14 protein-coding genes are annotated in these 22,229 nt (G+C 51.4%); 4 read left to right on the forward strand and 10 right to left on the reverse strand.

Annotated elements, in window-relative coordinates; genetic code table 11:
- Nucleotides 1–125: 125 nt before the first annotated feature.
- From KP806_RS04355 to KP806_RS04370, 4 genes are all read left to right on the forward strand, one after another.
- Nucleotides 126–2,813: a fibronectin type III domain-containing protein gene (locus tag KP806_RS04355; protein ID WP_224722308.1), complete on the forward strand. Its 2,688-nt coding sequence runs from the start codon at nt 126–128 to the stop codon at nt 2,811–2,813.
- Nucleotides 2,814–3,301: 488 nt separating this feature from the next.
- Nucleotides 3,302–4,138 carry a dienelactone hydrolase family protein gene (locus KP806_RS04360; protein WP_224722309.1) on the forward strand — a complete coding sequence of 279 codons (837 nt, stop codon included), beginning with the start codon at nt 3,302–3,304 and terminating at the stop codon, nt 4,136–4,138.
- A gap of 375 nt (nt 4,139–4,513) precedes the next feature.
- Nucleotides 4,514–7,108, forward strand: a complete 2,595-nt coding sequence (ppsA, locus tag KP806_RS04365; protein WP_224722310.1) for a phosphoenolpyruvate synthase — start codon at nt 4,514–4,516, stop codon at nt 7,106–7,108.
- Between the two features lie 293 nt (nt 7,109–7,401).
- Nucleotides 7,402–7,857: a VOC family protein gene (locus KP806_RS04370; RefSeq protein WP_224722311.1), complete on the forward strand. Its 456-nt coding sequence runs from the start codon at nt 7,402–7,404 to the stop codon at nt 7,855–7,857.
- Nucleotides 7,858–8,290: 433 nt separating this feature from the next.
- Here the strand turns inward: KP806_RS04370 and KP806_RS04375 are convergent, their stop codons facing one another.
- The 10 genes from KP806_RS04375 to sdaAA form a co-directional block, all read right to left on the reverse strand.
- On the reverse strand, nt 8,291–9,010 hold the full coding sequence (locus tag KP806_RS04375) for a YebC/PmpR family DNA-binding transcriptional regulator (RefSeq protein ID WP_224722312.1): 720 nt from the start codon (nt 9,008–9,010) through the stop codon (nt 8,291–8,293).
- A gap of 99 nt (nt 9,011–9,109) precedes the next feature.
- On the reverse strand, nt 9,110–9,871 hold the full coding sequence (locus KP806_RS04380) for an endonuclease/exonuclease/phosphatase family protein (RefSeq protein WP_224722313.1): 762 nt from the start codon (nt 9,869–9,871) through the stop codon (nt 9,110–9,112).
- A 22-nt stretch (nt 9,872–9,893) separates the two neighbouring features.
- On the reverse strand, nt 9,894–13,151 hold the full coding sequence (locus KP806_RS04385) for a PQQ-binding-like beta-propeller repeat protein (RefSeq protein ID WP_224722314.1): 3,258 nt from the start codon (nt 13,149–13,151) through the stop codon (nt 9,894–9,896).
- 147 nt (nt 13,152–13,298) lie between these two features.
- Nucleotides 13,299–14,300 (reverse strand): zinc-dependent alcohol dehydrogenase, encoded by a 1,002-nt coding sequence (locus tag KP806_RS04390; RefSeq protein WP_224722315.1) that lies wholly within the window; start codon nt 14,298–14,300, stop codon nt 13,299–13,301.
- A 16-nt stretch (nt 14,301–14,316) separates the two neighbouring features.
- On the reverse strand, nt 14,317–16,566 hold the full coding sequence (locus KP806_RS04395; protein ID WP_224722316.1) for an AraC family transcriptional regulator: 2,250 nt from the start codon (nt 16,564–16,566) through the stop codon (nt 14,317–14,319).
- Between the two features lie 50 nt (nt 16,567–16,616).
- On the reverse strand, nt 16,617–17,480 hold the full coding sequence (locus KP806_RS04400) for a carbohydrate ABC transporter permease (RefSeq protein WP_224722317.1): 864 nt from the start codon (nt 17,478–17,480) through the stop codon (nt 16,617–16,619).
- Nucleotides 17,474–18,439 (reverse strand): ABC transporter permease, encoded by a 966-nt coding sequence (locus KP806_RS04405; protein WP_224722318.1) that lies wholly within the window; start codon nt 18,437–18,439, stop codon nt 17,474–17,476. Before KP806_RS04405 ends, KP806_RS04400 begins: the two co-directional genes overlap by 7 nt.
- A 76-nt stretch (nt 18,440–18,515) precedes the next feature.
- Nucleotides 18,516–20,138 carry an extracellular solute-binding protein gene (locus tag KP806_RS04410; RefSeq protein WP_224722319.1) on the reverse strand — a complete coding sequence of 541 codons (1,623 nt, stop codon included), beginning with the start codon at nt 20,136–20,138 and terminating at the stop codon, nt 18,516–18,518.
- A 260-nt stretch (nt 20,139–20,398) separates the two neighbouring features.
- Nucleotides 20,399–21,298 carry a Gfo/Idh/MocA family protein gene (locus KP806_RS04415; RefSeq protein ID WP_224722320.1) on the reverse strand — a complete coding sequence of 300 codons (900 nt, stop codon included), beginning with the start codon at nt 21,296–21,298 and terminating at the stop codon, nt 20,399–20,401.
- The gene (gene sdaAA / locus KP806_RS04420) at nt 21,295–22,221 is read right to left on the reverse strand and encodes an L-serine ammonia-lyase, iron-sulfur-dependent, subunit alpha (RefSeq protein WP_224722321.1); all 927 of its coding nucleotides are present in this window, start codon (nt 22,219–22,221) and stop codon (nt 21,295–21,297) included. Before sdaAA ends, KP806_RS04415 begins: the two co-directional genes overlap by 4 nt.
- Between the last annotated feature and the right edge of the window lie 8 nt (nt 22,222–22,229).

A 22,229-nucleotide genomic window follows, 5' to 3' on the forward strand; every position in this document is an offset into this window, starting at 1 on the left:
CTCAGGTTAGCCGATCACATGCGGAATCAACAACGAAACCTTCGGTTTAAGCACTATAATCCGGAAAATTTATCTTCTACTATGATCTTGTGCACTCAAATAATCGGATGAGGTGAAAAGGAAACATGTTCTTTAAGCATTCCAGGACGATCCGAGTGAGTTTCGGCAAGCTGCTGATTCTGACACTGGCATTGACGCTTCCCATCGCAGTGAGTTCTCCGCCTCCGGCAGCCCATGCAGCGGCCGACACTTTCGATAAACGGGCCGAACAGCTGCTGGAAGTCTTCGCGTCCGCCACGCCGACCAACTTTAACAACCATTGGTTCTTTTACGCGCAAGCCCGCTTTGCCACAAACACGGACGTCAGCACCGCGCTCACCTGGGTGAACTCGCTGAATAACGGAAGCCATCCCGGAGCGATGTTCTACTATTTGAATGATATCGAAACGTATTTGAAATTCGGGCACCTGTATTCCAGCGCCTTGCAGGAGAAAGTAAAAACCGATCTGACCACTAACGCCAAGATAACCTATTACACGTCCAACGGATCCACCGAGAACCACAAGCTGATGTACAAGACGGCTGGATACCTGGTAGCGCAGACGTGGCCGGACTGGTCGAACGCGGGAATTGAATTAGCCGGAAACAAGGCGGAGCTGGAAGCGATCATGAACCAGTATGTGCACAAAGGGCTCGCCGAGTACGACTCTCCCACTTATAACGCTATGACCGTTAACTGCCTGATGCTGTTGGCCGAATTTGTTCAGGATTCGGAGCTGAAGATGAAAGCGAAAATGACACTGGAATGGATGCTGGCCAATATCGGAGCGGAGTGGACGAACGGCTATTACGTCTCTTCAACGCTGCGCGTCTATCCCGTCAGCGTAACGCCTCAGGAAGGAGCCGCTTCGACGATTCAGAACTGGCTTCTCTGGGGAGGTAGAACGCCAAGCTATCCGGCATCCTTGAGCGATCACGCGACGGAAGCTCATTACTCCGTATCGAATGCAACGAGCACGTACCGGATGCCTGCCATTCTGGAGCGGATCGGCCAGGACAGAAGCGTGCCTTACGTCCATAAAGAAAACGGAAACTGGAATACGCGCACGAGCAAATACAGCTATATCACGGACAAATTCGGGCTTGCCAGCCAAGTCGAGCTGAACAATCTCGGTTGGGCGGATCAGGCAAGGCGCTGGCTCGCCCGTTGGGATTCCGAGGAGCCCGGCAGCACCTTCTTCATGACGCATCCAAGGCTGGCCGGCGATTACAAAGGCGCCACGTTCTACGAGCAGGTCATGCAGCATAACGGAGCGTTGATCGGCGTCTACAAAATCCCGACCAGCGGCACCATCAACGGGACGGATCCGATTCTGCAGTATATCGAAGGCCCGATCTCCACGGAAGCCGCGAAGCTAATCGCCGAAGATTCCGGGTGGGTATTCATCCACGGCGGCAGTACGCTGCTCGCGGTCAAACCGGTCAAAGGCTATACATGGGCCCCCGACCGCACAATCAACTCTCAGCTGTTTAAGACGCTGAGAAGCGCGTACAACAAAAACGGCGTCGTCCTGGAGGTCGTCTCCGCAAGCGATTACGGTCTCGCCGAGGAGGATGCGCTGCCTGAAGAAGACCGTTTGGCACTTGAGCTGAGCCGCTTCAAGGACGACATACTGGCAAATACCGTCATCGACGCTTCGCACCTGGACGAAACGAATCCACGGCTGATCTATACGGCGTTATCGGGCGATCAGATGGACATTACTTATCAGTATCCCGGACCCTACAACAATAACCGCAAGCTGAACGGTCAGGCGGTCGCTTACGGCAGCTGGCCTCTCATGGATAATCCGTATATGCACCAAGACTATAACGGTGATTTACTTACTATAGATCATGGAGGAGAAAGTTACGTTTATGATTTCGGCAGCTGGACCGTGACCTACGATGCGCCGGATACCGAGGCCCCCTCGGCGCCGGCGGAACTAACGTCTCAGGCGCAGACGGATACGACGGCGGAGCTTTCTTGGGCGGCGTCGACGGACAATATCAGCGTGACCGGCTATGATATTTATGAAGGAGCGACGCTGATCGGAACAACCGATGGAGCCCTGAGCTTCACGGCGACGGGACTAACACCGGCGACCGCTTACAGCTTCACGGTTCGGGCGAGGGATGAGGCCGGCAACGTATCGGAGGCCAGCCCGGCGCTTTCCGTTACGACCAACGATCCTCCGGATACTGAGGCCCCCTCGGCGCCGGAGGAACTAACGTCCCTGGAGCATACGGATACGACGGCGGAGCTTTCTTGGACGGCGTCGACGGACAATATCAGCGTGATCGGCTATGATGTCTTTGAAGGAGCGACGCTGATCGGAACAACCGATGGAGCCCTGAGCTTCACGGCGACAGGACTAACACCGGCTACCGCTTACAGCTTCACGGTTCGGGCGAGGGATGAGGCCGGCAACGTATCAGAGGCTAGCCCGGCGCTTTCCGTTACGACCAAGGCGACCGATCTGCAGTCTCCGACCGCCCCGACAATACCTAAAGCCGACAACCGGACGGCTGAAACGGTGGACCTGACTTGGGCTCCGGCATCGGATAACGTCGGCGTCGTCAGGTATGAAATCTATGAAGGAACCGTTCTGATCGGTTTCACATCTGGTGAATTATCCTTCCAAGTATCCGGGCTCTTACCGGATGCGGAATACCGTTTCACGGTTAAGGCGGTCGACGATGCCGGCAATGTCTCGGAAGCCAGCAAAGAATGCAAGGTCAAGAGTTATAAGGATAAGAAAGACAATTCATAAAGTATTAGAGAATAAGATGATGCCATACGAGCAGCTGGCGTCATCTTTTTTGCGTTCGGAATGGAATATTTTTCTGTCATTTAAAACAAATAGGGCCTTGAATTCATGTTTTATTTACAATATCGTGCTAACATTTCCTTAATGAGGAAACTAAAGAGGATACGAATGTTAGTTATTTTGGTGATTATTTTTATATTTATCATGATTGCGTGGGGGGTAATTTCCAGAGCGGATCAGGAGACCGCCCATAAGCGCCTGAAACGAGGTAAGAACGACGGTTCTCCGGTCCTATATGGAGATTCCGGAGACTTCGACGGCGGCTGCGACGGTGGAGGAGGCGGAGGAGATTAACCCCCAATGTAAAAGGGCGAGGTTTAATGGGGCGATTGACGGGTCTCCGGGACGGTGCTATGGTGAAATTATCCTGCCCTCGAGCAGGAGATGCAAGCCGCCGACAGAGGACGGTAATCGGAGGAGGCAGAGAAAAAATGAGTTTGATCACCGAGTGGGTTCGCTATGGAGCGGACGGTGAATATCGCGGCTATGCGGCTAGACCGGCACATGCCGGGGAGCCGCTTCCTGCCGTCATTGTGCTGCAGGAAATTTGGGGGGTGGACGAGCATATTCGCGATGTGACCGAACGGTTCGCCCGGGCGGGCTACGTCGCATTCGCGCCCGATCTGTTCGCCGAGAACGGCGAACCGGCTGGGGCGCTTTCCGAGGAACGGATCGGGGACGCGAAGAGGTTTCTGAACACGATTCCACCGGCCGCATGGCGGGATGGCGAGAAGCGGAAGGAGGCGCTCTCCGCGCTGCCCGCGGATCGGGGAAGCACGATCGAGGAGACGCTCGGGCAGTTGTTTGACCTGGGCGGGCGCTTTCCGGATTTCATTCACCGGATTACGACCGCATCGGCTTGGTTGCGCGGTTCCTTCGCACCTTCCCGTGGCCGCGGCGTAGCATCTGTCGGCTTCTGCTTGGGAGGCGCCTTGTCCGCCGCATTGGCTGCGAAGGACGCCGGGCTGAGCGGAGCCGTTATTTTTTACGGCAACCCGCCGGCAGGCGAACTCCTTTCGGACATCGGCTGTCCGCTGCTCGGGCTGTACGGGGAGCTGGACAAGCGGATCACAGACGCCGTTCCCGCATTCGCGGCGGCGCTCGAAGCGGCCGGAAAATCATTCGAGCATCGCATATACCGCGGTGCGCAGCATGCGTTCTTTAACGACACGCGTCCTTCGTTTCATCCTGACGCAGCCCGCGACGCGTTTACGCGGACGCTCGAATTCCTGCAGCGAACACTGGCCGGAGAGGCGCCGCTCATGTAAGTCCGCCGCCCGACCGGCCTGCCCTGGAAGCTGACTGGCCTTAACGGTGGGGGAGCAGTGGTACGACTTATTTTCGAGATATCCAAAAAAGGCTTCGTCCCTTAGTCACGGGATGAAGCCTTTTTCCTTTGTTCGGCAGGCTGTAAAAAAACATCAAGTTAATGACGGACTAAGGATGAGCGGAAATAAAAAAGAACCTGAGATGCTTTATCAGGTTCTAGTATATTGCATATAAAAAGACACGATGATATAATCAGATCACAACGCTTACTTAGCATGAAGACATAATTAGTTCATCTTACAGTTTAATTGTACCATGCCGGAAAACTCTTGTCAAATGTTTTTTCTCAATATAATGGTTAGGGGAGATTTTGAATGAGTTGTTTGGTTCTCGGTTTTAAGGAAATAGAAAAAACGCAGCTTGGGCTGGTTGGCGGAAAAGGGTTGAATTTAGGGGAGTTATCAAAGATTGAAGGAATCGAAGTACCGGAAGGATTTTGTATTACAACCGTGGGATTTCAAAAAGCCTTTGAACAAAACGAAACGTATCGGGCTTTGCTTGATCAGCTAACAATGCTAAAAGTAAAAGATCGAGATCAGATTGGTGAACTCAGCAGAAAGATTCGAGAAATCATTATGGAAGTAGAAATTCCTTCCGATGTTGTGAAAGCAGTTGCTCACTATCTCTCCCAGTTTGGTAATGAACATGCATATGCCGTGCGATCCAGCGCGACTGCTGAAGATTTACCGCATGCTTCTTTTGCCGGTCAGCAAGATACCTATTTAAATATTATCGGCAAAGAGGCGATCTTGCAGCATATCAGCAAATGCTGGGCATCCCTATTCACGGATCGCGCGGTAATTTACCGTATGCAAAATGATTTTGACCATAAGCAGGTTTATATATCCGTTATCGTTCAAAGAATGGTTTTCCCGCAGGCTTCAGGCATTTTATTTACCGCCGATCCGATCTCCTCCAACAGAAAGCTGTTATCTATCGATGCCAGTTTCGGACTAGGAGAAGCATTGGTATCCGGATTGGTATCTGCCGATAGCTATAAAGTGCAGGAAGGGGAAATCGTCGAAAAGAGGATTGCAGCAAAAAAATTAGCTGTTTATGGAAAGGAAGACGGCGGAACAGAGACAAAGCAGGTCGATCTTGATCAGCAGATGTCTCAAACACTCACTGAGCAACAAATTTTACAGCTGGCGCACATCGGTAGACAAATTGAAGCTTATTTTGGATGCCCGCAAGATATCGAATGGTGTTTGGTTGACGATACATTTTATATTGTCCAGAGCCGGCCAATCACTACTTTATACCCGATCCCTGAAGCGAATGATCAAGAAAATCACGTTTATCTGTCTGTTGGCCATCAACAAATGATGACAGATCCCATAAAACCATTGGGATTGTCATTTTACCTGTTAATTACTCCTGCTCCTATGCGTAAAGCCGGCGGGAGGTTGTTTGTTGATATTGCACCTAGACTGGCTACACCTGCCGGCCGGGAAACCTTATTAAATACCCTGGCATCCGATCCGCTCATCACAGGCGCACTCATGACCATAATAGAGCGAGATTTTATAAAATTGTTACCAAATGATCAAACAGCGCCGATTCCGGGCAGAAGTAATACAGATATGCCGGCACAATTCGAGAACGATCCGACAATCGTTTCCGATTTGATTAAGCGTAGTCAAACTTCGATAGAAGAGTTAAAACAAAACATCCAATCGAAATCGGGAGCGGATTTGTTTGATTTTATTTTGGAAGATATCCAGCAATTAAAAACAATCTTATTTGACCCGCAAAGTACGGCTGTGTTTATGGCTGCTATGAATGCTACATCATGGATCAATGAAAACATGAACGAGTGGCTAGGCGAAAAAAACGCAGCAGATACGCTTTCTCAATCTGTACCTAACAATATTACTTCAGAAATGGGTCTGGCACTATTGGATGTCGCGGATGTGATTCGCCCTTATCCGGAAGTGATTGATTATTTGCAGCATACAAACAAAGATAACTTTCTGGATGAATTGGTTAAGTTTGATGGAGGAAGGGAAACCCGAGGCGCTATCTGCGATTTTCTCAGCAAATACGGAATGCGATGTACCGGAGAAATCGATATTACGAAAACTCGTTGGAGTGAAAAACCAATTACCCTAGTCCCCATGATTCTTGGTAACATCAAAAACTTTGAGCCTAAAGCCGGCAAACGGAAATTTGAGCAAGGGCGCCAGGAAGCTATGGAAAAAGAACAAGTGTTAATTGATCGATTGAAGCAATTACCGGATGGTGAACAAAAAGCCAAAGAAACAAAACGAATGATCGACCTCATCCGGAATTTCATCGGTTACCGGGAATATCCCAAATACGGCATGGTTAATCGCTACTTCGTTTATAAGCAAGCTTTACTGAAAGAAGCCGAACAACTCGTACAAACGGGCGTTATTCTTGATAAAGAAGATATATACTATCTCTCTTTTGAAGAGCTTCACGAAGTCGTTCGTACAAATAAACTCGATTACCGGATCATCAGCAAACGAAAAGACGAGTACAAAGGATATGAAAAGCTTACCCCGCCACGCGTTATCACGTCTGATGGGGAAATCATTACCGGTAAGTACAATCGGGGAGGCCTCCCAGACGCAGCAATTGCAGGTCTTGCCGTTTCTTCCGGAGTTATAGAAGGAAGAGCGCGTGTCATTTTGAACATGGAAAATGCCTATCTGGAAGATGGAGATATATTAGTCACCTCCTTTACCGACCCTGGATGGACACCATTATTTGTATCCATAAAAGGGCTAGTCACCGAAGTTGGCGGGCTGATGACGCATGGTGCAGTTATCGCACGTGAATATGGCTTGCCGGCGGTTGTCGGGGTGGAGAATGCTACCAAGCTGATAAAAGATGGGCAGCAAATTCGCGTGAATGGAACAGAAGGGTATATCGAAATATTGTAATAGCTGAAAACACCCACCAAATCAAAATCGATTTGGTGGGTTGTACTTTAACGGAGAATCACAAATTTAAATTACAAATGAATCATGATGATTGTGAACCGAAGCACGAAGCAAGCGATCAGACAGCTCATCAAGGAGCTGCAACGTTGCAAAGGGACGGTTCTGGTCGGAGTCTAGGCTCAGGACGGCACAAAAGTGTTGATTAAATTGTAGTTTGGAAGGAATTAGCAAATGTTGCTAGAATATATATGAAGATGATCAGGTTAAATTTGAACACATAAGGAGATAAAACGATGGTGAAAAACAAATTACTAAGAATGGACAATATTAGTATCGTTGTAGAATCCCTTGATGACGCTATCTCTTTTTTCGAGGAGATTGGCTTGAAGCTCGAAGGGCGAGCTACTGTCGAAGGGGAATGGGCTGGTCGCGTAACCGGACTGGGTTCACAGTGTGTAGAGATTGCTATGTTGGTTACTCCAGATGGCCACAGCCGACTTGAACTTTCGAGATTTCTTACACCACCAATTATATCAGATCATCGAACGGCTCCAGTAAATGCCCTCGGTTACCTACGCGTCATGTTCACCGTTGAAGACATTGACGAAATGGTATCCAGACTCACCACTAAGTGTGGTGCTCAGCTCGTTGGCGAAGTGGTTCAGTATAAGGACTCGTATCGGCTCTGCTACATTCGTGGAAATGAAGGACTTCTAATCGGTTTGGCGGAACAACTCGGTAATAAATAAGTGACGTGTAAAAGAAGACTTAACTGGAATATCCATTACTAGAAACCGGCAGCAGATCATAAATTCGCTGCCGGTTTTATTAAGCGTTAAGTTATCCTTTAGAAGACTAATTGCATAAATGAAGTTCAATTATTCAATTATGATAATGTTATAAATCAAATTAACTTATTTTTTAAAGGGGAGAAAAGAAATAGAGGATTGATAATGATATATAATGTGACACGTTATAAGCAAAACCTTGGTGCATAAGGGATTAACCCGATCATAGGACATATGTACAAAATACGAGTTTTGTGAAGAAGTAGTATAGTAAACAATAATAACCTGACTCGCCGATCGATTTTTCACTTATTTTAAAAAGAACCAAATTCATTTCCTTCCGGATCAGAATTTGGTTCTTTTCATTATTTACACTTCAATTCATAAACATCAATTACTCTTCAAATTCCACGTTATGATAAACCTGCTGAACATCTTCAAGATCTTCAAGCGCGTCGATCAGCTTCTCAAACTGCGCTATGGATTCTTCTGGAAGCGTCACGTAGTTTTGCGCCAGCATCGTCAGCTCGGCTACCGTAAATTCGGTGATGCCGACTTGTTTGAATGCTTCCTGCACAGCATGGAATTGATCCGGCTCCGCATACACCATAACGGTTTCGTCTTCTTCAAGCACGTCTTTGACGTCCACGTCGGCCTCCAGCAAAATTTCGATAACTTCGTCAACCGTTTTGCCGCTGACGCCGATAACGGCCGTTGAATCGAACATGTATGCGACCGAGCCGCTGACGCCCATGTTGCCGCCGTTTTTGTTGAATACCGAACGGACGGCTGGAGCCGTACGATTCACGTTATTTGTAAGAGCATCGACAATGACCATGGAGCCGTTCGGGCCAAAGCCTTCGTAGCGGAGCTCCTCGTATATTTCATCGGCGCTGCCTTTTGCTTTGTCCAGCGCGCGGTCGATGATCGCTTTCGGAACGTTATAGGTTTTAGCGCGTTCCAGTACGACCTTCAGAGCGCGGTTCGATTCAGGATCCGGCTCGCCCTTCTTGGCTGCCACGTAAATTTCAACGCCGAATTTGGCATAAATCCGGCTCGTATTGGCATCCTTCGATGCCTTCTTTTCTTTAATGTTATTCCACTTGCGACCCATGCTGTTCCCACTTTCCTATTTTTTTCTTCCCCCCATTATAACTTATTTTTGACCATTTGGACTAGCCGTCCACCTGCAATCGTCTAATCTCCCGACATGTTATAGCTGTAACCGCACCGTAACCGGATAATGATCGGACGGATAACGGCCGTTGTACATCGTCCTGTCTACGTGCACCGCTTCCATGCGAACATTTGGGGAAGTGAAAATATAATCGATCGGCTCTCCCTCATTGCCGCCCAAAAATCCATGGTACGTACAGCCGATGTCCGTTTCCGTTGAAACCGAATAGGCATCCACAAGTCCAGACTGCTTAAGAATGCCGTTCACCTCGCTCGCCGGCCCGTCATTAAAATCTCCCGTAAGCACTACCGGCAGTCCGCCTCCCATGCTTGTCATCCGTCCTGCAACCAGCCGGATCCCCTTCGTTCTTGCTTCCCCGCTAATATGATCGAGATGAGTGTTGAATACGTAAAATTCCTTTCCGCCCTGCTCCTGCAGCTTCACCCAGGTGCAAATTCGCGGACAATTGGAGCTCCAACTTTTATATCCTAGCTTCTCGGGCTTTTCAGATAGCCCGAAGGTGCCAAACTCTAAACCGGCCAACAGGCTCCGGCGATAAAAGATTGCGCAATGCTCGCCTTCGCGGCCGCCTTCCCGCCCCTCTCCCAGCCATTCGAATTCGGGTAATAAGCTTTCCAATTTTCGGAGCATTTCAAAGGTGCCTTCCTGTGTGCAAACGATCGCGGCGCCCGAGGCTACTATCGCCTGAGCCGCTTCCGCCGCGCGATACGGCCAAGCATTCGGTCCGTCCTGCAGCACATCTACCCGCAAATTGAAGCTCATAATGGCCAGTTCCACGAAATCCCCGCCTTTGTTTTAGTTACGAAATACCCACAGCGTCCACAAGCCGGGTCAGAATTTGCGCTTGCTCGTTTGTCATTTTTTTGCCGGCGTATGCCTGTACCTGCTGCTTGAACACTTTGACCAGACTCTCTTTCACCTGAAGGTTTCCGTTTTCCTCTGCTTTTTGGGCAAGCAGCAGGTTACTGCACAGCGCCTTACCGATCCCGGGATGCTCTTCAGTAAATTCGCTTGCAAGCGCACACATCCCTTCATACGTGACCCGAATTTCGTATTCCATTTCTGACGTAACCGAATTGCCTGCAATATCCGAAGCCGTTACTGAAATGGTATGGGCTCCCGGCTCCAGGCTATAGGCCGGCCCGCTGACCAACGGCTTCGCACAGGTGTCTCCGGTCAGGCCGGAGAGGCTATCGGAAGCGTTGCACCCGATAAGCACGTCCTGCTCGACCGAGTAGACCGTCTCACCCGTAAACTGAACGACCGGAACGGTTTTATCGAGACGAATCTGGATCTCCTTGCTCGTCTCCTTGATTCCGTATGCGCTGACGCCAGCGTACTTCACGCTTGTGACTCCTTCCCTGGCGACAGGTATTTGGACCGACTTTCCTTTCGCCGAGGTTTCCTCGATGGTCACGGCGCCTTCCGCGGCATACGTGATCGAAGCGGCGGTTTCCGATGTAATCGTCAGAACGGCGTCCTGATTAATCCAGCCGTCCACATTCGGTGCTGGGCTTAAGGATGCGCTGGAAACCGGCGGCCGCATGTCCTTCATGCTGACGTAGAAGTCGTCGTAATAAGCAGAAGACATATTGTACCGGCTCGTCACTGCAATAAGCCTCGCGTATGCGGCCCCTGCCGGCGCTTTTCCTTTTAGTGAAACTTTCTGCCACTGGGCAAGCCTGGACTCATCCAGATGGATTTCCAAGGTCGAAATCGTTGCGTTTTTATCATCAAAAAACCGGAACATGAAGCCCGGCTGGCCGGATTCAATATACACGTTAACGCCCGCTTCATAATCTTCGCCCGGTTTAATTGGCAGCTTATCGCTTTGCAAGGCAACGGAAGCGGTTCTCAGCTTATCCGTCATTTTCAGGCTCCTGCTTCCCGATAAGCTGCGGCTGTCGCTTACCTCATAATAATAGTCGATTCCGGTTGCAAACAAGGAAGTCCAGCCAGGCACCGCGCTGCCTGTCGAGGGATCCTCAAAGCCGGAATTTGCTACCGGTACCGGAATGCCCGGCGGTTCCTCGACGATTTCCCCGTCCACCTCCATGCGATACAGAATTGTATTCGTAGCTTGATCCGTAAAATAAAGCTGGCCGTCCATCCCCAGATCGAAGCGAGACGTATCGGCGAGCGTGCGGAAATCCAGCGTTTCCGGATCGATCACGGTTAATTTGTTATTGAATAAGACGTACAGCAGACCGTCCTCGGACCACCGCAGCGGATGATGCGCCCACTGGCTGAAATTCAGCTTCGGATAAATCTTTTTGCTCTTAACAATCTCATACGTATCCGGATCGATAGCAAAAATAAATTCGTATGAAGCCCCCCAAACGAGTCCGTCAGGTCCGATCGACAAATCGCCTATATAAATCGGCTTTTCCAGCCCAGGGATTCGAAGCGGAAACTCAGCTATTTTCTTCTCGGTTTCGGTATCCCAAACGAAAATTTTCGCTTCCTCCTCCGTCGGTTCGGAGCCAAGTCCGCCGCGAATCGTGGTGGAGCCAAACAGCTTGCCGTCCAGTAACGCTGTGCTTAGCACGCTTTGGTTGTCGACAACGTTACGATGAACGTCTAAGCTTCCGGTGGCCAGATCGTAAACTGTCAACGATCCGCCTAACGTGCCGTAACCGGAAATGGTGGAAATATACAGCTTGCCACGTCCTCCGGTCATGTTGACCAGTCTCTCCTGGTCGTTACCGAGTACGGCAAGCCGCTTTGGATTGTCAGATCCCGGTTCAGCTGCCAAGTCATACTCGTATAAGCCGCCTTCCGGGTATACGCCCAAATAAACTTTGGTACCGACCGTATATACGCTGTCTGCCTGGCCGATGCTGAAAGGCTTTGCCGTATTATTCGTCAGATCCACGAGGGAAGAACGTGCCTGTGAGCCTGTCGTGATGAGCTGCGTAGGACTTACGCTTGCAAGCCGATTTACTACACCCGGCAGTCCCGGAATGACCGGAGGCAGTAAATGTACCTGCTTCGTCTCGATATTCATAATCGTGACCCCGCCGTCGTATCGGACGGTCACCAGCGATTTGCCCGGCAGCTCGGGATGGTTCGGAAATTCGGCCCAATCCGCGCCGCGAAAGCCGCTTGTGTACTCCATGCCGGTCAGCTCCACCTCGTGCGTCGTCAAATCGAAGGTCTTCAGCTTTTTGTCCGACATAAAATACAGCTTGCCATCAAGCGAGTCTGCGGCATGCAGCCCCGTTACATTGTCCAGCACGACATCCAGCCAGGCCTCCGTCCGGGTATCGTAAATGAAGGCTTCCCCTGGGATGCCGCTCCCGTCCGTATAACGGGCCAGCAAATACCGGTCGTCGATCGTGCTCAGGTCATAAACCGTGTCCTCCTTGACCGTGAGCAAAGCGGCGATGTCCGTTTTTTCGCCTGTTTCGACATTGAGCTTCACGATTTGCTTATGTGCGGTACCCGCATAGATATGACCGCCCTGATACGCGATCGAACGAACGTATTCCTGATCCAGCTGCCCGATCATGCGGCCGTAATCTCTCGTCTCCCCGGTAACCGGATCGTAACGGTACACCTTGCCTCCGGGATAAGTGCCGACGTAGACGCGTCCCTGTTCGTCCGTCGTGATGCTGTTTGGAACGGACTGCCCGTCGAATTGGGCCGCTTGGGTCGGCACATGCGTAACCGGCGAGTAACTCCACAGCCGCGCTCCCCCTCCGTCAGCTGCAAGAAATAAAGTGCCGTCCGGCGCCACCGTATGAGCCCAAGAGCTTTCCGACGGAGCGATCGGAATGCTGCGCAGCAGCTTATAATCCTCCAGATCGATGACATTGAGATGGCCCGGTTTTCCCTTGCTAGTCGCATAAAGCACATTCCGGCCGTCTTCTCTGCCAAGCGTACCGTTAAAGACGGCAACCGTATAGTTATTCGGAATGAGAAGCTCCTCGGGCGTGCCGAATGTCTTCTGGGAAAGCCGCCCGGTGTCTGCCGAAGCAGCCGGAGCTCCCAGGCCGGAAAGCAAGAGGATGGCGCAAAGCATAATCGAGAATACACGACATTTTCTAATATTCATGAAACAGCCTCCTTCATTCTCATCTCATTACACTTCATGGCAGGATGGTTTCTTTAGAGGATTCAATTCAATTTTATGTCATGTCTCTTAGTTGTCTTTAAATAAGTGGATCCGTATCATCTGCGAATGGGATCCCCGGGAAATGTCTCATGTGCCGTACCGAAGGAGCGTTCCCATAACATCTTTCGAGGCTTCGTAGCTGCCGTACGCCGCCTCCGCCTGCTCGAACGGCACGATATTCGTGATAAGCGGCCGTATCTCGATCCGCCGTTCGGCAAGCAAACGAACGTACTCTCCGATATTCCTTCCCTCGGTCCATCGCACATGGGCGATCGGATAATCGCGGTTATCCCTTTCGTAGCTGGAATCGTACCGGCCCGGCCCGCCGGCGCGGGAAATGAGCACCTGCGCTTCCTTGGCGAACATCAGCCCGCGGGAAAATGAGGTTGTCATATCGCCGACAATCACGATGTTCCCCCGGTCGCGGATCCAGCCAAGCGACTGGTTGATCAGCTCCTCCCCGGGTCCTCCCGCGCACAGAAGGACGCTGTCCGCGCCATAACCGCCGGTCGCCTCCCGCATATGCTCCTCCATGAGCTCCAGGCTAGCGAACGAGCTGATCTTGCCCGGCCTATTAAGCAGCTCCGCTCGGCCGGCCGACAAATCGAGGCCGATCACGCGGAACGCCGCCGCTGAGGCGATTTGGCCGATCATCTGTCCGAGGATGCCGAGCCCGACGACGACCGCCGATTCGCCGAAACGGAGCTCCGCCGTCCGCAGCGCGTGGATCGCGATTGCTCCCAAGCCAGCGAAAGCGGCCTCCTCCGGCGACACATGATCGGGAACGGGCGCCGTCAAGTTGCACGGAACGGTCAGCATTTCCGCATGCTTGACGTAGGGCGCCCCGTAGCATGCGACGCGCTGGCCGGCCGTTATGCCGGCAACTCCCTCGCCCAGCTGCTCGACGATCCCGACCGCGCTATACCCCAGTATTACCTGCTGATCCGAAGTCCGCCTGAGGAAGGACAGCTCGGTACCCGGGCTGATTGCCGAATATTCGGTGCGGATAAGCACATGCCCTGGCGGCGGCGCCGTTATTTCGATCTCCGTAATGCCGATCTTGCCTTTGTATGCCGACACAGCTTTCATGAACGGTACCTCCTCTTCACTCGATGGCTTTCTTGCGGTATTCGCTCGGCGAAATTCCGCAATATTTTTTAAAGGTGGTCGTAAAGGTAGACGAATTCATATATCCCGTCTTCTCCCCGATTTCCGCTACGTTCAGGTCGGTATGCTTCAAAAATTCCCTGGCATGCGACAGCCTGACTTTATTGAGATATTCGACATAGCCGACGCCAAACGTTTTTTTGAAATAATTCGAAAAATATTTCGGGCTTGTGCCCAGCACCTCAGCCATATGGTCCAAATACAAATTTTCCATGTAATGCAGCTCGATATATTGCGAGATAAAGGCGGGATTCAGCTTGCTTTTCTGCCCGTGGCCGCGTTTCTCAGCCATATAATGAACGGCGTCGGACAGCGCGACCCGAATATCCTCATCATGAAAAGCCATCTCCAGCCGTCTGTAAAACTCCCTTTCCGCCTGACCGAACTCCTTGCTCTCGGCGGAGCCATCTCCTGTCTGCTTCAGCAAATGGATCAATATGCTTTTGGCAATATGAACGAGCTGATGATGATGGACATTCCGTTCCGCGTTTTCCCGGATCATCTCGTTTACGATTTGCAAGCTTTCGTCCGTTTTGCCGCTTAACAGGAAATTGGACAGCTTCTCGATTTTCTCGAATGGAAAATACACGTCCGAAACGTACCGGATGCATTCCGCATCGATGACGTGACCAGCCTGCTTTACGTTCCGGTAGTCCATGGCATGCCTTATCTCCCGGTAGGACGCCTGGATATTGCCTATCTTCGAATCGTACCGCCTGCTTGCGTACGTTCTGAACGTGAATCCGTTAAGCCCGCGTCCCGCCGCCTGCTTGGCGACTGCTTCCAATCCGACCAGCACCGCGTTGCGGTCAGCGGGATTCTTCATGCCGATCATGGCCAAAAACAGCATGTGACCCGAATGGTACGGGACGGTTTGCTCGAACCGCTGAGCAAGCTCTGCCTGCAGCCAAGCCGTCATGTCCTCAACCCTCCAATCCGCGGCTTCATCATCGTCAATCGGAACAAAATGGAATCCGGCCATCATGAAGTGCCGTTCCTGAAAAAAATGCGGGTAATACTTTTGCATCTGCAGCTCATATTCCCGGGAATGAGACAGCTCATCCAGCGACTGGAGAAATACGCCTCTGCGCATTTCATTGTCGACGTAATCCATTTGTTTGAGCAGAGCCTCGTTCTCCGATTGGACTTTTACGATTCCGCTGTAAATTTTCCGGAAATCATTGCCCTTAACCGCGCTCCCCCCAAGCAGCTTGAGAATGTCACGAACCGGCCGATACAAATAAACGCTTAGCAAAGCGGACAGGAGAATGGCGCTTATAATGGCGCTCACCATAATCATGCGGCTGGCATCCGTGACGGAGCCGATATTTTGAAATTGGTAAGGCACCTTATCGATGTAAATAAAGTCGTTATAATCCGATTTATAAAAATTGTATTCGAAGTTTTCCTGCGTAACCGACGCTTCCTGCGACGTGTCGAAGTATACGTCGTTCAGAAGCTCCAACAAGTCCCAGTCCTTCTCGGTGCTCAATATAATGTTACGGCTGGCATCAAGCACGATCAGCGATGCGCCTGGAATAAGAGCTTTGAGATTGACCTGCTTCTGCAGCTTTTCCACATCGAGCAGAATCATGACGTTTTTGTCGGACAGCCGGACCTTATTGCCGTCCATGGCCACCATCAGCCGCCTGCTGCCTTTAGCCGATCCGTCGCCGGCGACCGAATACTGCTCCGCAGGAAACATCGTGAACGTATGCTTGGACCTGGCGAACGTCTTCCAATAATCGGCCGTGTGAAGGCTATGCTTATATTTCTGGCTAAACAGGACGCTCAGATCGCTTGTTCCCTTTGAGGTTATCGCCAGATCGGCTCCGTCGAAAAAAACAATAACTTCCTCTATGAAATCGATGGATGAAACCAGGGAAGACAAGCTGTCCTGAAGCATATACACCTTGGCCATGTCGAGATCCCCATCACCGCGAGGCACGATGTTATCGTAGGGCAAGCCGTGAATAGCGAAAATGAGATTATTGACCGTTGCGAACTGGCTGTCGAAAGACTGGATGATGTTTTTGACCGCCAGCCGGTTATTTTGTGTGACCTTCTCATAGATGCCGGAAATCGAATTTTGATAGACAACGAAGTTGGATACAAACATGATGACGATGACGAGCAGCAGCGAGAAAAAAATTTGCAGCAGCCCGCGATTCGCGATTAACCGATTCATAGGCGTCACCTCACAGGATGTCATCCAACTTATATTCCACGCCCATCCACTTAACCCTTTTCCGAGCCAAGCATAACTCCCTTCGCAAAATATTTTTGAGCAAACGGATAAATAAGGAGCACGGGGATCATAGACAGCACGATCGTTGCGTTTTTCATCGCTTGCGGCGCCAAGGCGGCACGGTCGACAAGCCCTGCGTCGTTCTCCGTGTTGTAAATGAGCATATCTCTTAGCACAACCTGGAGAGGATACATATCCTTGTCGCTTAAGTAGATCAAAGGCAGAAAGAAGCTGTTCCAATGCCCCATGAAATAGAACAGTCCGATGGAGGCCAGAGCCGGCTTGGACAGCGGAATTACGATGTTGAACAAAATCCGGTATTCCGATGCTCCGTCAATCAGCGCCGCCTCGCGGATTTGACCGGACATGTTCTCGTAAAAGCTTTTTAAAATAATGAGCTCCATCGTCCAGATCGCATTCGGCAGTACGAGCGCCCAGACGGAATCAATCAGCCCAAGCTGCTGCACAACCATATACGTCGGAATGATTCCCGCGTTGAAGAACATGGTCATGACGATCGCCAGCATAAAAAACCTTCGGCCGAAAAAGGTACGCTGAGACAATGGATATGCCGCAACAGCGGTAAACAACAGGTTAATGAACGTTCCTAAAGCAGTGTAATAGACCGAATTCAAGTAGGCTCTTGGAATTTTTTCGTTTTTCATCACCTCCGCGTAGGCGTCCAGATTGATTCCTTTCGGAAGCAGCAATACTTTCCCCTGGATGACGGAGGCCGTGTCGCTCAGCGAAACCGCCGTAATATAAACGACCGGGTAAAGCGTAGCGACGGCTGCGCAGATGAGCAGCAGCGTATTCGCGATGCCGAATAAAGATAGTTTGCTCTCCCCTACCATAGGCCGTTTCCTCCGATCCTTTTGCTTAAGAAGTTGGCCGACAGCAGCATTAGCATCGCGACCAGTGCCTCGAACATTCCGACAGCCGCGGCGTAGCTGTAGTTGGATTCCAGCAGGCCCTTGCGGTATACGTAGGTCGAGAACACGTCCGCAACGTCATACGTCATCGGATTGTACAGCAGAAGCACCTTCTCGTACCCGATCCGGATCATCGATCCTGTTTTGAGTATGAACATGACCAGCAGCGTCGGGAGCAGGCCGGGCAGCGTAATGTGCCTCATCATGCCGAACCGGCTTGCGCCGTCGACTCTGGCCGCCTCATAAAGTGTCGGGTTGATACCCGCGATTGCGGCCAAATAAATGATCGCCTCGTACCCCATCGTCCCCCATATTTCGGATATGACGTAGATCGGACGGAACCAGCCCGGATCGACAAGGAAATATTTTTTCTCAAAGCCGAGCACCGCGAGAAGCTGGTTCAGCAGGCCGTTGTTCGGCGACAAAAAATCGATGATCATGCTGCAAATAATGACAACGGATAAAAAGGCGGGTAAATAACTGAAGGTTTGCACCGATTTTTTGAACCAGCCGATTCTGACCTCGTTAAGCAGAATCGCGAGCAAAATCGGAAAGGGAAATCCGAAGATTAGCGTATAGAAACCGAGCAGCAGCGTGTTTTTGAACAGCAGCCAGAAATCCCGGCTTGTGAAAAACTTATCGAAATGCTTTAGTCCGACCCAGTCGCTACCCCACACTCCGGAAAAAACGCTGTAATCCTTAAATGCCAGAATCAGGCCGTATAGAGGGCCGTAGCGGAACAGCAGGTAAAAGAGGATACAAGGTATGAATAGTAGCAGCAGCTGTTTGTCGCGTTTAATATGCTTCCACGCCGCTTCGAGACGGGTGGACAGCGGTTTGCCTCCGCCGGGCTTCACGGCTTCCAAGTTCGATTGCCGCACGATGTCATCCCTCCCTGGGACGCCCGGCATAGCAGCCGGACGCCCGCTCTAGCCAATAAACCGGAATTGCCGCCGGTTATTTGGACTCATCGAATCGTTTTTGCGCATCGTTATATACTTTGATCACCTGCTCCGAGCCGTTTTTCGGGGCATTGCGCAGCCAGTCCTGCCACTGCTGCTCGCCGTAGCTTTTATCCAAAATGTATTTCGCGTTAAATTCCTCCGCTGCCTTTTGCAGAGACGTTTGAAGCTCGGCCAGCACCGAAATCTCTTCATCCGTAAAGTTCAGGATCGGATCTCTAGCCTCGCGTTTATCGCCTTTTAAAATTTTATCCTGCGCTTCCTGTTCTTTTTCGGAAAATTTGTAGTACACGCTTCGTCTGTCCGGCCTTAAGTACGCGCCTTCCAGCCACATGCTGTACCGGTCCTCCAGCACCCCGATATCGACGAGCGGCAGTTCGGCCAGCTCCGGATAGACCGGGAATCCGTCGTCGCCCCACTCGAAGTTCACGCCTTCCACGCCGACCGTCATCAGCTCACTCCCGGACGGGCTCGTTAAGTAATCCAGCAGCTTTAACGATATTTCCGTATTTTTATTGTTGGCGACCGCAATGCTGAAATCCGATACTTCCGGCAGGCTTCTTACGTTGCCCGTCGGACCGACCGGGTTCGCATACCTGAGATCGTATTCCGGGTTCTGATCCTTGATCTGGTTGTAAAATAAGTCCAATCTGCCGATCCAGTCCCATGTTACGAACGCTTTGCCGGATGTCATTTTTGTCGTCCAGGAATCCTGCGTATCGGTTAAAAACTCGGGGTCGATCAGCCCTTCGTTATACAGCCTTTTCATAAAATCGAGCATTTCCTTATGCTCCGGCTGCACGCTGGCAAACTTCCAGGCACCGTCCTTCTCGTCGTAGTACGCGGGATAATTGTCGGCATTGCCGAGTCCCCAGCCGAACGACCAGTCCTTAAAAATGTTGGCCAATCCTTTGGAGGCATACGGATAGGAATCCGGATAGGCTTCCTTCAGCTTCTTGAGCGCCTCGTAAAATTGCTCCGTATTCGTCCATTCCTCGATGCCGAGCTTGTCGAAGATGTCCTTCCGGTACAAAAAGCCGTGATTAACGTCCCTGTTCAGATTAAAGATCGGCCAGGTGTACAGGTTGCCGTTCTGATCCCCGAATGATTTGATGACCCAAGCGTTTTCTTCCACGTATAGCTTCTTAAAATTGGGCAGCATGTCCGCATAATCGGTTATCGCAGCGACGCCCTTCTGCTGGCCGATCTTTTTCAATTCCGCGGGCTTCAGTCCGATGAAAATATCCGGCAGCTTGCCTGAGGCTACGACGACCTTCAGTTTGTCTTGATACGTTTGCGGGGAATAGGACTGGAATTCCACCTTTATGCCCGTGCGCTTCAGCAGCTCATTGACGACCAGCTTGTTGTCGTTCAGGTCGGCAACGTTACTTGGCAGCATATAGGTGATGGTAACGGGCTCGTCGACGATCGGCAGCTGCAGCCCCCCGGTGTCGCCGTACTGCTGGCTGCCGGCGTCCGGCGATTGACTTGGTGCAGCTGCCGGAGGATCTGAAGCGCTGACTCCGCTACCGGTCTCGCTGCCGTTCCCGCTGCAGGCGGACAGGATAACGATCAGCATGGATAGGATCAGCGTCATACTCAAAATCTTTTTTGACATGGTACAGCCTCCCTTTTCTCCTATAAGATTGGTCCATCAAGACGGCTCGTTTACATGCTTGCCGCGTCTTACATTTTTAAGTTTAAAAACGCTTTCGCCATTCGTAAACCAAACGATTTCTCGGCCCCTTCGTTTTTTCCGCGCATTGTCCTTCCGATCGTAAAAAACGTTGATAAATCAAGCTTTGAGGCCATGTGGAAAATGATAAAGCGGTAGAAATATAAAAAATTCCGAATCCCGAAAACCTTCAAATTGATGGATTAAAGCTCGATCTCGCCCTTCATCCGGCTTTCATCCGCCGCTTCGAGAAAGCGGATAATTTCGATCGTTTCGTTCAAATCAAGAGCCGGCTTTCGAGTGCCAAACCATCCGATTACGTTCTCCAGCAAACTGGAGTAAAAGGGCTTCGGCGACGATTCGGTATCGACATGCACCGATTCCGTTTTTCGATGGATAAGTGCCCCAAAGCGGTATGAGCCCGAACGGCTAAGTCTAATCGTACCGATTCGCCCGTCATGCCAACGGCCTTTGATCCATTCCATAGTTTCGCTCGATTCAACCGTTACCGAAAGGCAGCCTGGTCCCATTATCGCATATAGCAGCTCGGCCGAGTGAATGCCGTACCAGAAATAGTAGCCTTGCGTCGGTTCAACCGAAATCGGTCCGTATACGTGTGCTCCGGCAATATCGCTTTGCGTTCCTTTCGCGAGCTCCTCAGTCAAGCTCTGGGCATAGCGCAGTGAAGAGCAGCTCATAAGGGGAATACCGCAAGCCTCTGCCATGCGCTTCATCTCCATGGCATCCGCAGAGCTTAACGCGAACGGTTTATCGATGAAGACAGGCTTTCCATAGGCTGCGATCCGCTCAAACAGCTCTTTATGCTTGCGTCCGTCGGCTGCGAGCAGCAATATGGCATCGCTTGCTTCGGCGACTTCTGCGGGCGTGCTCGCGATCCGGACACCGAAGCTTCGCACCAATTCCCCGGTAAAGCCTGCTACCCTTTGACGGCTTAACGGGAAATCCGGGGAACCGCCCGGGTATACGATAGTTACATGTCCCCCATTGACATGATACGGCTGCATGGAATCGTTTAACAGCTTCGTAAATGCGACGGCGTGTGAAGAATCCGCTCCTATGATCCCAAGGTTCAACGGCTTCATCGTTGGCCGCCTTCGGGAGGTACATCCGCATTCTGATGTCCGTTCTCGTGTGAAAACAGCTCCTTTGCCAGCTTGCGTCCGGTCGGTGTCCCGGCCAATCCGCCCTTCGCCGTTTCCCGGTAAATGTCCGGCATGGCGCGTCCCGTCTCATGCATCACTTCGATAACCTCATCAGTTGGGATAACGCTCCTAACGCCCGCTAACGCCATATCCGCAGCTGCCAGCGCCGTTACCGCACCGAACCCGTTGCGGACAATGCAGGGAATTTCCACCAACCCGCCTACGGGATCGCATATTAAGCCAAGCGAATTTTTCAGGGCGAGCCCCACCGCGTGAACGGCTTGCTCAGGCGTGCCGCCGAGCAGCTCCGTCATCGCTCCCGCCGCCATTGCGACCGCAGATCCGATTTCGGCTTGGCAGCCGCCTTCCGCTCCGGAGATAAAAGAGTTGTTCGCAATTACATAGCCGATAGCCCCCGCGCAAAACAATCCCATCACCAGCCGATCATCAGCCCAACAGTAACGCTGCTGAGCGCTGACGAATACGCCGGGAATGATGCCGCAAGAGCCGGCCGTTGGCGTCGCCACGATTTTGCCCATCGACGCGTTGACTTCCGACACCGACAAGGCATAGGTCAGGGCTCGGGATGCATCGTTCCCCAATAACGTGCCGTCCGGCCGGTCCATATATTGGCGGACACGCGCCGCATCGCCGCCGGTCAGTCCGCTTCTCGAAGGTTGGGGATGCTCCAGACCTCTGCGCACGGCTTCCTTCATCACCGTGTAATAATCCGTCATTTGCGTGACAATCGTCGTTTTGCTTTCTCCCGTCTCGAAAGCTTGCTCGTTCAGCATAAATTGTCCGATCGTGACCTGTTCTTCCCTGCATCGCTCGGCAAGCTGCCGCAGCGTCGAAAATCTCATCCGCCCAC

The organism is Paenibacillus vietnamensis, assembly GCF_020169515.1.
Lineage (GTDB): Bacteria > Bacillota > Bacilli > Paenibacillales > Paenibacillaceae > Pristimantibacillus > Pristimantibacillus vietnamensis.

What these genes read in the sequence shown, in the direction of transcription:
- ppsA (WP_224722310.1), top strand. Translation starts at nt 4,514, where the DNA reads ATGAGTTGTTTGGTTCTCGGTTTTAAGGAAATAGAAAAAACGCAGCTT.
- KP806_RS04410 (WP_224722319.1), bottom strand. Translation starts at nt 20,138, where the DNA reads ATGTCAAAAAAGATTTTGAGTATGACGCTGATCCTATCCATGCTGATC.
- KP806_RS04415 (WP_224722320.1), bottom strand. Translation starts at nt 21,298, where the DNA reads ATGAAGCCGTTGAACCTTGGGATCATAGGAGCGGATTCTTCACACGCC.
- KP806_RS04355 (WP_224722308.1), top strand. Translation starts at nt 126, where the DNA reads ATGTTCTTTAAGCATTCCAGGACGATCCGAGTGAGTTTCGGCAAGCTG.
- sdaAA (WP_224722321.1), bottom strand. Translation starts at nt 22,221, where the DNA reads ATGAGATTTTCGACGCTGCGGCAGCTTGCCGAGCGATGCAGGGAAGAA.
- KP806_RS04390 (WP_224722315.1), bottom strand. Translation starts at nt 14,300, where the DNA reads ATGAAAGCTGTGTCGGCATACAAAGGCAAGATCGGCATTACGGAGATC.
- KP806_RS04360 (WP_224722309.1), top strand. Translation starts at nt 3,302, where the DNA reads ATGAGTTTGATCACCGAGTGGGTTCGCTATGGAGCGGACGGTGAATAT.
- KP806_RS04370 (WP_224722311.1), top strand. Translation starts at nt 7,402, where the DNA reads ATGGTGAAAAACAAATTACTAAGAATGGACAATATTAGTATCGTTGTA.
- KP806_RS04395 (WP_224722316.1), bottom strand. Translation starts at nt 16,566, where the DNA reads ATGAATCGGTTAATCGCGAATCGCGGGCTGCTGCAAATTTTTTTCTCG.
- KP806_RS04385 (WP_224722314.1), bottom strand. Translation starts at nt 13,151, where the DNA reads ATGAATATTAGAAAATGTCGTGTATTCTCGATTATGCTTTGCGCCATC.
- KP806_RS04400 (WP_224722317.1), bottom strand. Translation starts at nt 17,480, where the DNA reads ATGGTAGGGGAGAGCAAACTATCTTTATTCGGCATCGCGAATACGCTG.
- KP806_RS04375 (WP_224722312.1), bottom strand. Translation starts at nt 9,010, where the DNA reads ATGGGTCGCAAGTGGAATAACATTAAAGAAAAGAAGGCATCGAAGGAT.